The organism is Flagellimonas baculiformis (genome assembly GCF_033441575.1).
Taxonomy (GTDB): domain Bacteria; phylum Bacteroidota; class Bacteroidia; order Flavobacteriales; family Flavobacteriaceae; genus Flagellimonas; species Flagellimonas baculiformis.
Map to the genome: position 1 here is coordinate 84,911 of NZ_JAUZVW010000008.1, position 15,297 is coordinate 100,207.

General features: G+C 46.0%; 11 protein-coding genes. 2 read left to right on the forward strand and 9 right to left on the reverse strand.

What is annotated here, in order from left to right; all coding sequences use genetic code 11:
• Entirely contained in the window at nt 1–1,308 is a 1,308-nt protein-coding gene (gene murA / locus SD450_RS12470) for a UDP-N-acetylglucosamine 1-carboxyvinyltransferase (protein ID WP_318344781.1), read from the forward strand.
• Between the two features lie 51 nt (nt 1,309–1,359).
• Here the strand turns inward: murA and SD450_RS12475 are convergent, their stop codons facing one another.
• The 6 genes from SD450_RS12475 to SD450_RS12500 all read right to left on the reverse strand — a co-directional run bounded on the left by SD450_RS12475 (nt 1,360) and on the right by SD450_RS12500 (nt 8,656).
• Nucleotides 1,360–3,225: a tetratricopeptide repeat-containing sensor histidine kinase gene (locus SD450_RS12475; RefSeq protein WP_318344782.1), complete on the reverse strand. Its 1,866-nt coding sequence runs from the start codon at nt 3,223–3,225 to the stop codon at nt 1,360–1,362.
• A gap of 276 nt (nt 3,226–3,501) precedes the next feature.
• Nucleotides 3,502–4,506, reverse strand: coding sequence for a pirin family protein (locus SD450_RS12480; RefSeq protein ID WP_318344783.1), 1,005 nt, complete (start codon nt 4,504–4,506; stop codon nt 3,502–3,504).
• A gap of 128 nt (nt 4,507–4,634) precedes the next feature.
• The gene (locus SD450_RS12485) at nt 4,635–6,062 is read right to left on the reverse strand and encodes an amidohydrolase (protein WP_318344784.1); all 1,428 of its coding nucleotides are present in this window, start codon (nt 6,060–6,062) and stop codon (nt 4,635–4,637) included.
• Between the two features lie 89 nt (nt 6,063–6,151).
• On the reverse strand, nt 6,152–7,465 hold the full coding sequence (locus SD450_RS12490; RefSeq protein WP_318344785.1) for a cryptochrome/photolyase family protein: 1,314 nt from the start codon (nt 7,463–7,465) through the stop codon (nt 6,152–6,154).
• Entirely contained in the window at nt 7,462–8,157 is a 696-nt protein-coding gene (locus tag SD450_RS12495) for an SDR family NAD(P)-dependent oxidoreductase (protein ID WP_318344786.1), read from the reverse strand. Before SD450_RS12495 ends, SD450_RS12490 begins: the two co-directional genes overlap by 4 nt.
• A 1-nt stretch (nt 8,158) precedes the next feature.
• Nucleotides 8,159–8,656, reverse strand: a complete 498-nt coding sequence (locus SD450_RS12500) for an SRPBCC family protein (protein WP_318344787.1) — start codon at nt 8,654–8,656, stop codon at nt 8,159–8,161.
• A gap of 181 nt (nt 8,657–8,837) precedes the next feature.
• On the opposite strand from SD450_RS12500, the gene SD450_RS12505 reads away from it, so the two are divergent.
• The gene (locus tag SD450_RS12505; protein ID WP_318344788.1) at nt 8,838–9,689 is read left to right on the forward strand and encodes a DUF2911 domain-containing protein; all 852 of its coding nucleotides are present in this window, start codon (nt 8,838–8,840) and stop codon (nt 9,687–9,689) included.
• Nucleotides 9,690–9,740: 51 nt separating this feature from the next.
• Here SD450_RS12505 and SD450_RS12510 read toward each other — a convergent pair whose 3' ends face one another.
• From SD450_RS12510 to SD450_RS12520, 3 genes are all read right to left on the reverse strand, one after another.
• Nucleotides 9,741–11,450 carry a sodium:solute symporter gene (locus SD450_RS12510; RefSeq protein ID WP_318344789.1) on the reverse strand — a complete coding sequence of 570 codons (1,710 nt, stop codon included), beginning with the start codon at nt 11,448–11,450 and terminating at the stop codon, nt 9,741–9,743.
• 111 nt (nt 11,451–11,561) lie between these two features.
• Complete coding sequence (locus SD450_RS12515) at nt 11,562–14,093, reverse strand: PIG-L family deacetylase (RefSeq protein ID WP_318344790.1); 2,532 nt, start codon at nt 14,091–14,093, stop codon at nt 11,562–11,564.
• Nucleotides 14,094–14,196: 103 nt separating this feature from the next.
• Nucleotides 14,197–15,144 (reverse strand): septum formation inhibitor Maf, encoded by a 948-nt coding sequence (locus SD450_RS12520; protein ID WP_318344791.1) that lies wholly within the window; start codon nt 15,142–15,144, stop codon nt 14,197–14,199.
• Between the last annotated feature and the right edge of the window lie 153 nt (nt 15,145–15,297).

Consider the following 15,297-nt stretch of genomic DNA (forward strand, 5'->3'; position numbering starts at 1 on the left):
ATGGGTACATTTCGAATAGAGGGTGGACACCAATTGAAAGGTGAAATTACGCCCCAAGGTGCAAAGAACGAGGCATTACAGATTCTTTGTGCCGTATTGCTTTCCGAAGAAAAAATTACCATAAACAACATTCCGGACATTGTAGATGTCAACAAATTGATAGCCCTTTTGGAAGATTTGGGCGTCAAGATCCAGAAGAAGGGGAAGGGCTCCTACACTTTCATGGCGGACGATATCAATTTGGAATACCTGCAATCAAGCCAGTTCAAGGAAGATGGGAGGGCCCTTCGGGGTTCCATCATGCTGGTGGGGCCGCTGTTGGCCAGATTTGGTAAGGGATACATTCCCAAACCCGGAGGTGACAAAATTGGAAGGCGCAGATTGGATACCCACTTCGAAGGCTTTATTAAGCTGGGAGCGAAGTTCCGATACAACAAGGAAGAATCTTTTTATGGGGTAGAAGCCGAAAAGCTCACAGGCACCCACATGTTATTGGATGAGGCCTCGGTAACGGGCACCGCCAACATTGTGATGGCCGCTGTGATGGCCGAGGGCACTACCACCATCTACAATGCCGCTTGCGAGCCCTATTTGCAGCAGTTGTGCAAAATGCTGAACCGCATGGGTGCCAAGATTTCAGGAATCGGTTCCAACCTCCTGACCATTGAGGGTGTGAAGGTTTTGGGCGGTACCGAGCACACCATGTTGCCTGATATGATCGAAATTGGGAGCTGGATAGGACTGGCAGCCATGACCCGTAGCGAGCTCACCATCAAAAATGTGAGTTGGGACGATTTGGGTCAGATTCCCTCGGTCTTTAGAAAATTGGGTATCACCATCGAGCGTAAGAATGATGACATCTTCATTCCAAAGCATGAAAAGGGCTATCAGATCCAGAATTTTATAGACGGTTCCATCTTGACCATTGCCGATGCGCCATGGCCAGGATTTACCCCGGACCTGTTGAGCATCATCCTCGTAGTGGCCACTCAGGCCAAAGGGGAAGTGCTCATCCATCAAAAGATGTTCGAGAGCCGACTTTTCTTTGTGGACAAGTTGATAGACATGGGGGCCAAGATCATTCTGTGCGATCCGCATCGTGCCACGGTCATCGGACACGATTTTAAATCGACCTTGAAGGCAACTACCATGACCTCACCCGATATCAGGGCAGGGGTTTCCTTGTTGATAGCGGCCCTTTCGGCCAAAGGGACATCCACTATCCATAATATCGAACAGATCGATCGTGGGTATGAGAACATCGATGAACGATTGCGCGCCATTGGTGCCCATATCGTGAGGGTATAGTGTAGGTCAAAACCTTATCAATCTTTCCCTGACATTTTGACAATTGGGGTATTAGGCCGAGGCTTTGTCCTCATGGCCTGTCTGTGTGTCTTTGGGAATGATAATGGTTACCCGGGTCCCGGTTTCTTTGCCATTACTGAGGTTCTCTATTTTGATCAACTCTTGATTGGAGAATTTCTTTAGCGCATTGATTCTCTTTTCTGTGATAGACATTCCCCTTGAAGTCCTTTTTTCCTTGCCCTCATTGGATTTTGGATTGAAACCCACGCCATTGTCCTCTATGGAGCATTCTACATGGTCATTTCTGTCCATGAAGTTGATTTTGAGTTGTTTTGGGCCTTCCTTCGATATGAGTCCATGAACTATGGCGTTTTCAATGTAGGGCTGCACCAGCAACATAGGGACCTCATTTTGATATAGGTCCAAATTTTCATCGATGTTAAAGCTATAGTTGAAGGAGTTGTCAAATCGCAAAGCTTCGAGCTCCACATAGATTTTTAGCAGTTCTATCTCTTCTTTTAGCACCAAACTGATATTAACGGAACTTTCCAGTACTTGCCGGAGCAGTTTTGAAAATTTGGACAGGTACTTGAGGGCATTCTCTTTGTCGTTCGAATTGATCAAATGCTTAATGGAGTTCAGGGAATTGAAAATGAAGTGTGGGTTCATTTGGGCACGGAGCATCCGTTTTTCAAGTTGGACGTTCATGGATTCTATAACTTCGTTTTGGTGGGAGATCAATTTGTTTTTGTCCATTAGGGCCGCATTGGACCTCTTTTTGCCCAAGAACAGAAAGTAGAGCAAGCTTGCTGAAAACAACAAAAGTGCGGCAATGATTGTCATATATACCAGCCTTTTGTTGTTCTGTGACACCTTTGTGTTGAGCAGGGCCATTTGCAGCTCTCCCTCCTTGATTTCCTTGTCTTTTAGGTACACATCGTGTTGTATCTGGAGATTTTGGATTTCCTTGATCTTGGTCTCATTGAGCAAACTGTCCCCATAGGCCATGGTCTGTTTTAAATGGTAAATGGCTTTGGGGAGTTGGTTTGCGGACTCGTGGATTTTATAAGCCAGTTCATGGGCTTCTTTTTTTCTCTCATATCCTCCAATATCTTCCAATGCTTGTAGATTTTTATAGGAATACTCAATTGCATCCTTGAGCTTATTTTGACGGAACATCAGATCTGAAAGGTTGTAGTAGGCCGTTGCGGCTTGTTGATTTATTGAAAGCTGTTGGGCCAACTCCAGGCATTTCATAAGATGCTCATAGGCCAATTCCCACTCTCCCAACTGTATATAACAGTGGCCTATGTTTGAATGACTCGTGCATAATTTGATATTTTCCTTCTGCTTTTCATAAAATATATGAATCTTAAGGAATTTTTCCAGAGCAGCCCTGTAATCCTTGTTTTCAATGTCTATGACGGCTAGATTGGCCATGGCTGAGTTTTGGATATTTTCCCGATTGGGACCTTTATGGACCTCTACTGCTTTTTCATAGCTTTCCACAGCTTTGTTCTCTTGATCCATTAAATCATACAATACTCCTAAATTGATATATAGCAAAGAGGTATTGATGTCCAATTGAAGGGAATCCACCAGTTTGAGTCCTTTGAGGTAATAGGATTGACTGGTAGGATAATCACCGATATTTTTATAGATTATTCCAAAGGAATTATAGATAAGAAAGATTTTACTGAAGTCTTTGTAGTTGATAGCCAATTCTTTACACCTATTCAGGTACTCCAAAGATTTTGCGTAACTCCCTGTCATCCCGTAGATGGCCCCTATGTTGAACAACCCATCTATCTCCCCCTTCTTAAATCCAATTTTTTTTGATTTCTCCACGGCATCTTCCAATATGTCAAAGGCTTTTTCCCTGTCATGGAATCTCATCAGGTAGCCCTGGTCTAGCATCAGTTTGATTTGTGTTGTATCTCGAGTGGTTTCAATCAAGGCTTGAAGACTATCTATTTCCTTGGATTGTCCGAGACAATAAAAGGTACAGCATAGCAATGCTGGAATGCAAAGAATGAATTGGAACGGTCTCATTGGTTTGGTGCGTGTTAAACCAATTTATTCTTTTTATTGGATATTTTGAGGTTCAGAATCTCATTTCTGCCAAGAAATCGACCACTTATAAGAATTGAATAGCGATATGTGTATTAATTTTCTGAAAAATAGTCATAAAAATCAACCTTTCTCCACCAATCTCCCATCTGGGTAAAGCGCAAAACGCCCCCTGTCCTTTTCATGGACATGGTCTGCATAAGGCCAAGGCCATCCTCCAAACTGGGTAAGTTTGTATTCTTCCATGGCTTGTTGGATTTCTTCATCAGTATTCATTACAAACGGCCCATACTTGGCAACCGGCTCTTCAATGGGTTTTCCTTGCAGTAGTATAAAATGTGCCTTTTTATCTCCAATTTGAATGTTCACATCCTGTGTGGGATCCAGTGCAATCCCAAACTTTGGATTGACCTTCCGTTCCCCGAAATAAATCTCAGAACCTTCATAAAAATAAAGGGTTCGAGTCAAGCCAGCACTGGCTTTGGGTAGGGTATATTCCGAACCGGCATCCACGTGGATGTTCCATACGGCCACATGGTTATCCGGATTGGCTGCCCATGAATCCGGTGCAGGTGCAGGGGCCGCGGTACCCTTATAAGTTCCAGCGATTACTTTTACTTGTGCATGTTCCTCACGGACAATAGGAATCTCCTCATGCCACAACATCTTAAAATGGGGATCTACAAATTTGCCGGATCGAGGTAGGTTCAACCAAATCTGGAACAGCTCCAAGGAATTGTCCCCATCGTCATTGAGCAAGGGGAACATTTCTGAATGCTGAACACCTCTTCCCGCTGTCATCCACTGTACATCACCCTCACCGAACCTACCGGCGGCACCCAAGGAATCGGAATGGTCGCAAAATCCTTTGTTCACAATGGTGATGGTCTCAAAACCGCGGTGGGGGTGGTACGGAAACCCAGGGATGCTCTGCCCGTGGTACATGCGCCACTTTTCACTGGGATTGAAGTCGTTGCCCAAGTTCCTTCCTTGCAGTAAGGATGGGTCAGGGCCCATTTCACCGTTCCCAGGAGGATATTGGTCAAAGTGATATACACTGAACAAAAATGGGTCCTGGGTCTGCCATGGTGTTCCCAGGGGAAAGGTTTGTATTATCGGTGTGTCCATAGGTAATGTTTTTGGGATCTTGGATACGAATCCGGTTCTAATTATTATAAGGATCCATTGAGATTATATGCATTATCATTTTAGGATAAGCATTTCCACCCATACTAAGGAATATCCAAGTCACCTAATTATTTCCCGGGAATAGGAGGTGGGCCATCGATCATGGCCTCGTACTTTTCGTCTCCTTTTCGGGTTTTATACTCTTCTTTTACTTTTTCCACCAATTTTGGGTCTTCAAAAAGGTCCAGCATGGTCATCCCCATGGCCTTGGCCGCATAGACCATTCCTTTGTGGCCAATGCTCATACCGCCGCAGGCCACTACGGCCCACGAATGCCATGGCGTGTCCTTTGGAGCTACTGTTACCCCCAAATTGATATTGGGCACGTTCCAGCTGACATCGCCAACATCTGTGGAACCTCCACCGGGCAGTTCCTCTGTCTCCCGTAGAGGCCTTATTTCAGCATCCATGCCCACCTCAGGTTTTCCTGTGGCCTTTTGGATGGCCTTGCCATAGGCAATTTCTTCTTCGGTATAGCTGATGGGTCCCAATAGTTCCAGATTACCTTGCATGATTTCACCACCCGAACGGTTCACCAAGGTTTCATAAATTCCGGAGACCAAGGATACTTTATAGTCCACATTGGCCATGATGGCGGCGCCTTCTGCCATTTTTTTGACCTGTTCATAGGTGGGCAGCATCACTTTTCGCTTGGGATCTCTCACCCGCACCCAAATTTTGGCATAGTCGGGCACCACGTTCACCACTTGCCCACCATCTTGGATGTGGTAGTGGATACGAGAGGTGGGCTTTATATGTTCCCTGTAATAATTGATGCCGGTCGTGTAAAGTTCCAGGGCATCCGAAGCACTGCGACCGTTCCATGGGTCTGCCGAGGCATGGGCGGCCTGTCCATAAAATTCAACAATAAAATCCACCAATGAAAGTCCACTCTGCACATCTGCCTCGATTTCTGCGGAAGGGTGCCAGCTCACGTTCACATCCACGTCGTCCCACAGTCCTGCTTCCACCATCCAAATTTTTCCAAAGAACTTTTCCTCGGCAGGGGTCCCCAGAAATTTTACGGTTCCCTTGATGTTTCCCGCCTCAATCTGTTCTTTTATGGCAATGGCAGCACCAAGACTGGCCGCACCGAACATATTGTGTCCGCAGCCATGGCCGGGAGCACCTTCGATTCTGGGATCTTTGGTCGGAACAGTATTTTGGGAAAGCCCGGGCAGGGCATCAAATTCACCCAAGACACTGATCACCGGTTTTCCAGAGCCATATGTGGCAGTAAATGCGGTGGGTATATCTGCCACACCACGGGTCACTTTCAGGCCATTTTTTTCGGCATAATCGGCCAGCAGTTCTGCGGAAATGGATTCCTCAAAAGCCGTTTCGGCCAAGGCCCAAATGGAATCACTGATCTGTATGAGATTTTCCTTGTGCTTTTCGATGGAAGCTACGACCTCTTTTTTGTGTTTGGTCATTTTTTGGGCTGATAGGCTCCATGTGAAAAAGCCCAAAAGAAGCAATACTGGTATTTTTTTCATTACAAAAGGTTTGAGTTAGTTGGATATTTAGTTCAGCTCCGCAATACGTGCTGACACGGGTAATGGATACTAAAAATACTGAAAATGTATCAACCAACGGCCTCTTTGTACACTTTTAGGCATCGCTCCCGTGCCATTTTGTGGTCAACCATAGGAGAAGGGTAGGTAAGTTCTTGAAATACAGGCACCCATTTGTGGATGTATTTCAATTGTTTGTCAAATTTCTCCACTTGGGTAGTAGGATTGAATATCCGGAAATAGGGTGCGGCATCCACTCCGCTCCCTGCGGCCCATTGCCAGTTGCCCACATTGCTGGCCAGTTCATAATCCAGCAGTTTTTCGGCAAAATAGGCCTCCCCCCAACGCCAATCTATCAATAAGTGTTTGCAAAGAAAACTGGCCACCAACATGCGGACCCGGTTGTGCATGTAGCCTGTGGCATTCAGTTCCCGCATGCCGGCATCCACAAGTGGATAGCCTGTGTTGCCTGTTTTCCAACGTTCAAAATCATCTTCCTCGTTCCGCCACTTGATACGGTCGTATTTGGGCTTGAAAGCATGGTTCACTGTTTTTGGGAAATGCCATAAGATCTGCATGAAGAATTCGCGCCAGATCAGTTCATTTTGGAAGGTCTTGTCCTTTTCGGCGATGGCCTTTTGTACCATTTTCCGGATGGATACGGTACCGAACCGGAGGTGGGGGCCCAATCTGGATGTACCCTGCTGGATGCCCGGATAATCCCTGGTTTCCTTGTAGTGTTGGATCAGGTCTGAGGAAACCTTGTAATCCGGTACTTTGATCTCTGTGGGTTCAAAGCCGATGTCCTTGAGACTCAGGTTGGGGAAGGAGGAAGCCCTATAAAGGTTTTTGCCCAAAAGGGAATGGGTATCATAGTCCACTAAATGGATGGATGGTTTAAAGGTTTCCTTCCAGCGTTTCATGTATGGCGTGTACACCACATAAGGGTTTCCATCGTCCTTCACCACTTCGTTTTTCTCAAATATGACCTGATCTTTGAACGTTTGGAAAGCAATGTCTTTTTCAGCAAGAAATGCCTTCACCTTGGCATCACGCCCTAGAGCATAAGGCTCATAATCGTGGTTGGTGAAAACCTGTTGCACGGGATACTCTTCAGTCAATTTTTTGAAGATGGACAGCGGTTCGCCATGGTATATTGCTATGCCACTTTGATGGTTGTCCTGGAGCTGGTTGCGCAGTTTTTGGAGCTGCAGGTGTATGAAGGATACTCGGGGGTCTTTGCGCGGAAGGGTACCAAGGATTTCGGAATCAAAAATGAATATGGGCAGAACGGGCAGGTTACTTTGCAGCGCTTGATACAGGCCTACGTTGTCATCCAACCGCAGGTCCCGCCTGAACCAGAAAATGGAAATCCTTTCACTCATGAGTTTGTATTCAGTTTGGACATTCCCCCATCAACGGCGAACACTTGCCCTGTGATCCATGAATTGTCCGTATCCAACAAAAAAGAGGCCATTCGGGCCACATCCTTGGCCACTCCGACCCGTTTTAGAGGATGACGTTCCGCCATCATGGTCTTCTTTTTGTCATTGTTCAGCAGTCTTCCCGCCAATGGAGTGTCCACCAATGATGGTGCAATCACATTTACCCGTATCCTTGGAGCATATTCTGCGGCCAGTGCCAGTGCAAAACCCTCAATGGCTCCCTTGGCAGCGGCTACACTGGTGTGGAATGGCATGCCCGTTTCCACTGCAACTGTACTGAAAAACACCATACTGGAGTTTTCGGCCATTTTGGACATGATGGCTTTCACCACTTTTACCATGGAGAAAAAATTGATTTCCATATCCTCCCTGAACGTATCGATATCCATCATTTTCAATGGTTTTAGGCTAATGCTCCCCGGACAGAAGGCAAACCCGTGGAGTTCATCAGGAAGGGGCGTATTGGAAATATCCCCACTTAGGACATCGAAAGGGATATGCGTGATGCCATTGCCATCCAGTTCCCCAATTGTTCTTGAGGCCACAAAAACATGGTTTGCGGCAGATAGTTGCTTTGCCAATTCCAGTCCGATGCCGTAGGATCCTCCTATCAACAGTATATTCTTTTGCATTTCAAATCGTTTTGAATTCCAATGAATTTTTGGCTTGCGGAACTGCCCCAAAAACGCTGCATAGCTTTTGCTCGCGATACTTGAAAATTTTCATCAATTGTTTTTTCACCAAAAGGGAGTGGCCCCATGTTCCCAAGATGCCAAAGGGCAACTTATAGTCAATCACATCCTCCATTTCCACACCATGGTCGCTGGGCCGTAAAAAATGTTTGTGGTGCCAAAGGGCGTAGGGTCCAAAACGCTGTTCGTCCACAAAATAAGTGCCTTCCTGTACATGGGTGATTTCCGTGACCCAACGAGTTGTCATGAACGGGAACGGTTTTACAATGTACTGTATGATTTGCCCCGCATACATTTTTTTCTCTGCACCCGAAAGAATATGGAAGCCCATGTGGCTGGGGGTGATGACCTGAAGGTTCTTTGGATTGGATAGGAATTCCCAGGCTTCCCCCATGGAAATAGGAAGAAATTGTATGGAACGGAGCTGATATAGTTTCATCAAGCGCTTTTAGTCAAAGATACATTTTGTTTAATTAATAATTAAAAATATTAAACAAAATAATTTGACTCTTTCAAGTTTTAGGGTGCAAACACGTCCGTTTCTTTTAAGATTTTCTTAACAAATGGCGGATTTCTTTTGGTATAGCTTTGTTGCGCTAAACAATTTAAACACTATTCCTATGAAGAAAATTTCACTATTTCTTTTAGTTGCACTGTTGTCCATGTCTTTGGATGCACAAGTTCAGACACCCGCTCCCAGTCCTTTCTCAAAAATGGAGCAAAAAGTGGGTCTTACCGATGTGGTATTGGAATACTCCAGACCTTCCATGAGAGGGAGAAAGGTATTCGGGGATCTGGTTCCCTACGATGCCATCTGGAGAACAGGTGCCAACATGAACACGAAGATCACTTTTAGTGATGATGTTGTGGTGGAGGGCAAAGAACTCAAAGCGGGAACGTACGCCATCTACACCAAGCCGAACGAAGCTGTTTGGGAAGTCTTCTTTTACACCGATACCAACAATGGTGGACTGCCACAGGAGTGGGATGCTTCGAAAGTAGCGGCCACGGTGAAGGTAGAGGCTTATCCAATCTCCGAGTCCATTGAAACCTTTACCATTACTTTTGATGATCTGCATAATAACGGGGCCACTTTGGGCTTCCTATGGGAGAAAACCTATGCTGGAGTAAAATTTGTTGTTCCCACCGTGGACAAGGCCGTCAAGAGCATCCAAGAGACCATGTCCAAGCCTGATCTTTCTGCCAATGACTATTTCGCAGCAGCTTCTTACTACTACAGTGAGGGGATGAACATGGAGCAAGCGAAGGAGTGGGTGGACAAAGCTGTTTCCATGGGTAAAGGAAACGAGTTTTGGATGATGCGCACGCAATCTTTGATCTATGCCAAACTGGGAGACAAGAAAGGTGCCATTGAAGCCGCCAAAAAATCCTTGGCAGCTGCCCAAGAGGCTGGAAACCAAGATTATGTAAAAATGAACAAGGACTCCCTACAAGAGTGGGCCGGACTTTAGGATTTTTATGTGATGAAAAAGAAAAGGACCCACTTTTATAGTGGGTTTTTTTTATGCTTCTTCGGGAGAGTTTCCAAGGAAATTGTCAAAAATCTGGGTGATGAAGGACAAGAGGATGACCAGCACACAGCCAAAGGCATTCAGCCACAAATAGGACATCCAATCGAGATTGTAGCCTATGATCACGATGATTTGTGTGACTATAGCCGCCACGAACACGGCATTTCCTTTTACAAATTTGAAAAAGAAGGCCAAAAGGAAGATTCCCAACACATTACCGTAGAAAATAGAGCCAATGATGTTCACCAATTGGATAAGATTGTCAAAGAGGCTGGCCACATTGGCAATGGCAATGGCCAATATTCCCCAAAGCAATGTAAATCCCTTGGTGGCAAAAAGGTAGTGCTTTTCATCATGCTCCTTTTTGACGTTCCTTTTGTAGAGATCGAGGGCCGTTATCGTCCCCAATGCATTCAATTCGGAAGCAGTGGACGACATGGCGGCTGACAAGATTACGGCCAAGAGCAGGCCAATAAGGCCAACGGGCAGATTGTTCAGGATGAAATGGATGAACACATAATCCTTGTCGTTGGTCTCTACCGTGGTGTTCGCCTTTGCAATCAAGGCCTTGGCGGCATCCCTGCTGGCTTTTTCCTTTTCGTTGATCTTTATGATATTTTGCTCGGCCTGTTGGATGGCGTTGTATTCCTTGAGTTCCAAAGCGGCTGAAAAAGAATGTTGGGCCATTCTTTTCTCCATCTCCAGTTTTTTATGGTCCTCTTCCAGGGCCTGGTATTGGTCCGCATATTCAGACTCCATGACAGCTTCAGTGGCAGCGGGATTAAAATTGAGGGGAGAGGTGTTATATTGATAAAAAACGAACACCATGGCCCCGACCAAAAGGATGAAAAACTGCATGGGAATCTTAAAGATCCCGTTGAACACAAGCCCCAATTGACTTTCCCGTATCGATTTTCCTGAAAGATACCGTTGCACCTGGCTTTGGTCAGTGCCAAAATAGGCGAGGGCCAAGAAAAATCCTCCTGTGATACCGCTCCAAAACGTGTAGCGGTTGTTGGCATCAAAGGTAAAGTCCAGGATGTTGAGTTTGCCATTTGCCCCCGCAATTTTGAGTGCCTTTCCAAAGGAAACATCGGTGGGCAGGGCTCCAAGAATAAAGAAAAAAGCGAAGAACATCCCCAGCATGATGATGAACATTTGCTGTTTTTGGGTGACGCTCACTGCCTTTGTTCCCCCAGAAACCGTGTAAATGATCACCAAGATGCCAATGATCACGTTAAGGGTTCTCAAATCCCATCCCAGCACGGCCGAAAGGATAATGGAGGGCGCAAAAATGGTAATGCCTGCCGCAAGCCCCCTTTGTACCAAAAAAAGCAGGGCTGTTAGGGTACGTGTTTTCAGGTCGAACCGGCCTTCCAACATTTCGTAGGCGGTGAACACCTTGAGTTTTTTATAGATAGGGATAAAGACCAAACAGATGACGATCATGGCCAAGGGCAGTCCGAAATAGAACTGCACGAAGCCCATTCCGTCGTGGAATGCCTGTCCGGGTGTGGATAAAAAGGTGATGGCACTGGCCTGGGTGGCCATTACGGAAAGACCAATGGTCCACCATTTCACATCATTTCCACCCCCACGGACATAATCGTCCACATTTTTGCTCCCACGGGTTTTCCAAACCCCATATGCAACAATGAAGAGCAAGGTACTGCCAAGAATGATCCAATCTAGATAGGCCATTAAGGATTTCAGTTATTAAAAATCATGATAAAGTAAAAAATCAAAATATAGATGATGTTCAGGAGCAAGACAATGGTGTACTCCTTTTTCCATTCTATTTTTTCGAACATCCTATCCTTTGACATTACTTTCTTTTTTTACTTCATCCTTCCCCACTGAAAGCATGTTTGCAAACAGTTTGTAGGCCCCCGACACGCCAGCGGGCAATTCCCTGAAAAAGCTCAACCCGGTGTAAATATAATGACCTTTGCCATATGGCGCTACCAAGAGGCTCCCTTTTGATTGGGGTTCCCCTTCGTCTCCCATGGAAAGGACAGGGGTAAAGTCCTGGCTCCAACGGGTCGGGAAATACAGCCCTCTTTCCTGAATCCAACCCTCAAAATCTTTTTCAGAAATGGTATTCGGGAAGTTCACGAGCGAGTTTTTTGGCGCGACTATCTCCACTTGGGCATTTTCATCGGTGACGCGGTCGCTGGAAAGTGTCAGGTCATAAGGGGCAATGTTTTCAAATTGTGCGGCCCATCTGCCTGCTGTATTGTACTGCACGATCATGTTCCCCCCGTTTTTTACGTAATCGAACAGAATGGGTTGCTTGAATTTGAGCGACTCCACCACGTTATAGGCGCGAATACCGACAACGACGGCATCGTACTTGTCCAAAGAACCTTTTTCAATTTTATCTGGGTCGATGATGTGCACTTGATAGCCTATTTGTTCCAAACTTTCAGGAACCATGTCCCCAGCTCCCATGATGTATCCGATGTGCTCACCGGATTTTCTGATGTCCATGCGGACCACCTTGGCCTTGGAGGGCAACAAAATGGACTGCTTTGGGATATGGTCATAGTTGATTTCCACAAGTTCCTTGCCATACGTGTTGTTTCCAATGCTAACGATCGGGGAAATTTCCCCTTCGCTCTCTGTGTCAGGTGGCGTGACCATGAAGGTCACCAGTTGTTCCTGGCCCTTTTGCGGTATGGAAAAAGGAATGGTCGATGGGGTGACCGACCAACCCACTGGATGGTTCAATGCCACATTTCCACTGACATTGTTCTTTCCGGCCTTTACCTTCACATGGATGGCTTTGGTATTTTCGTCAGCAAAAATCAACACCTTTTCGTCAATTTTTGAAGTGGCTTCCGGCAGTACGGCGAACGGCTCGTACAATTCACCCTTGTCGGGCCTGGAGAAACGGTGGACCACGGGTTTTTCAAAAGCGATTTCCGTTCCGTTGAAATCTAGGATAAACTTCGCCTTGAAGGCACTGGCCGTTTCCGGTTGCCCTATCAATTTTTGGTCATTCACGGTGTAGGTGCCCAACGTACCGGGGTCATTCAACCAGTAGGGGCTGGAATATGGAGTATTTTCAGGCACTTCAAAACTGATGTCCAATTTCTGTTTTGCATTATCGGCCAACATTTTGTTCGGCGCTATTTTGGCATCGGCCCCCACAATCTGTATTTCTTTTAGAAAAATGTTCTGCGAACTCCTGTTCAACACCTCTATGTTCACTTTGGCCATGCTGCCAGGAGTAGTGGAGGAACCATCGGAACTTGCCTCAAGGTACAGACCTGCACAGGCCAGTATGATGGATTTCAGTTCTTCCGACTTCAACTGTTTCCAGTGCTCGTCCTTGATTTTTTGCAAAAGTTGATAAGCTTTGACCAGCTCTGGGATATGCTTTGAGGGATCCCTAAAATCAAAATTCTTTTCAACATTATAAAGAATATCTCCAACAGCTTCACCACCCTCTACACGGGACCAGGTGGTGTTGATACCATCAAATAAATCGTTCCCTTTGGGAATTTCCCCCTTGAGAAGTTCCAAATATTCCTCTGATGCACCTCGTTCGGTCAACCTGCCAAATCCTTGACAAAGGTGTTGGCTACGGGCCAGGGCGGCAATTTCGTTGTTGGACAGGCCAAGCTCCGGGTAATACACGCCAATGTCCACATGGAGCATGTTGGACTTGTCCGCCTTTTCAAATGCTTCACGGCTGCCGTATTGCCACCAGGATGTGTTGTAGAACGATTTTTTAGGCTGCCAAATGGATGTCAGCCCCAATTGTTCCGAGTAGGCATCGGGATTATTGGCAAGGTCAAAAGCTTCCATGCTCAAAATTGCCGAAGACGTGTGGTGGCCATGGGTGGAACCAGGCGTCCTATGGTCAAAACGGTTGATGATAATGTCTGGTTTAAGCGTACGGATGGCCCATACCACATCTCCCAGCACCTTTTCCTTGTCCCATATCTTGAGGGTCTCGTTCGGATGCTTGGAAAAGCCAAAGTCGATGGCGCGGGTAAACCGCTGTTCCCCGCCATCAACACCCCTAGCGGCCAGCAGTTCCTGCGTTCGGAGCACACCCAAAAGTTCCTGGAGTTCGGAGCCGATCAGGTTTTGCCCTCCATCCCCACGGGTCAAGGAAAGATAGATGGTCCTGGCCTTTTCATGATTGGACAGGTAGGAGATCAAACTGGTGTTCTCATCATCTGGATGGGCGGCAATATAAAGTGCAGTACCCAAAAAGTTCAACTTTTGCAGATCGTGATGGATCTCGGCAGAGGTAGGTTTGACAGGTTTTTGGGCAAAGGTTTTTGGAAAAGACAGAGTTATGGCTACAAAACAGGCCCAAAGGTATCGCATAGTTGGTTTTTTAGTGGCGTGGCCAAATATAGAAAGATTGTTATCAGTGTTTAGGCTATTTAGAAGAGTTTTAACAAGGCCCATACGTTACGTTTTAAGGGAATCACAACCCCAAACTATCCCTTAAAAATAGATCATTGTTTCCATGTTGGCCCCAATAAGCTGTTTTTAAGGTCTTGATTTTTGTGGCGGATGTGGTCAGCAGTTTGGCATTTGCCCCGAAACCATCTCTCGTCTCCTCGGTCCAACTTTCAATGGAATGGGGAAAATCAGCATTGAAATTGATGTGCAAGCTTCGCTCCAACTCTGGGTAGTTCAGGGAGTAGGTGGTGATTCCTTCTTTGGTGGACAGGGACGCCTCAGCTTCATATGCTTTCGGTTCCTTATGGTACAGGCGCAGGAATTCCAGGGAGGGGATTACTTTTAGTTGGCCCATGGGCAAACCTTCGGGGTTGACCCTGATCTTGGTCCAAATTTCATTTTCCAAGATAGCTTTGTCCATTTCCATCTTCTGATCCGCCTCATTTTCAAAATAGGAATGTGAGGTAAGTTCAAATCGGTCCCTATTGTTGATCTGCGAATAGACATGGCCACACCATTCCTGAACAGACAAACTGGTCTTTATGGCATGCTGGTTATCATGGACGGGGTAAAAAGTACTGCCCATGATGGAGTAGGGGTAGATGCCCGTTAAGAATTTCTTCGCCATGTTCAGTTTGAGTACAGAAATGTTCCCGGGATTTTGTCCATCGGCCTTCACTTGTTTTTCGGGCAAAAAGGGTTCGGTAACATAGATCAGCACCGCATGCCCATCCCGGAGTTCCCCATAGCGGGCCTGTTCCAAGGCATACGAAGTGATTTCGGCATCCCCTGCATACCAATACCGTTTGAATTCATTGGAAAGAGGTCTCTTGGGACCTACCTTTTCTGGTTCCACTTTTGCTGTGGAAGGGGGCATGCTGTTGTTGGCTTCCTTCTTTTCGGAACAAGAGAGGCCCAGAACAAACAGAAGCGCTGTGCCTACTATTTTTACAAACCGTTTTTCTTTCATGGGAATAGGTATTGGTTCCCTCAAAGTTAATCATAACTTAGGAGTGCATTTTGAGTGAAATTCGTCAATTCGAGTGATTTTTAGAGTGGATACGAAAAAAATTGTATCGAGAATCAGAATTTCAGTTACAAATAACCAGTTCTCGATACTTTT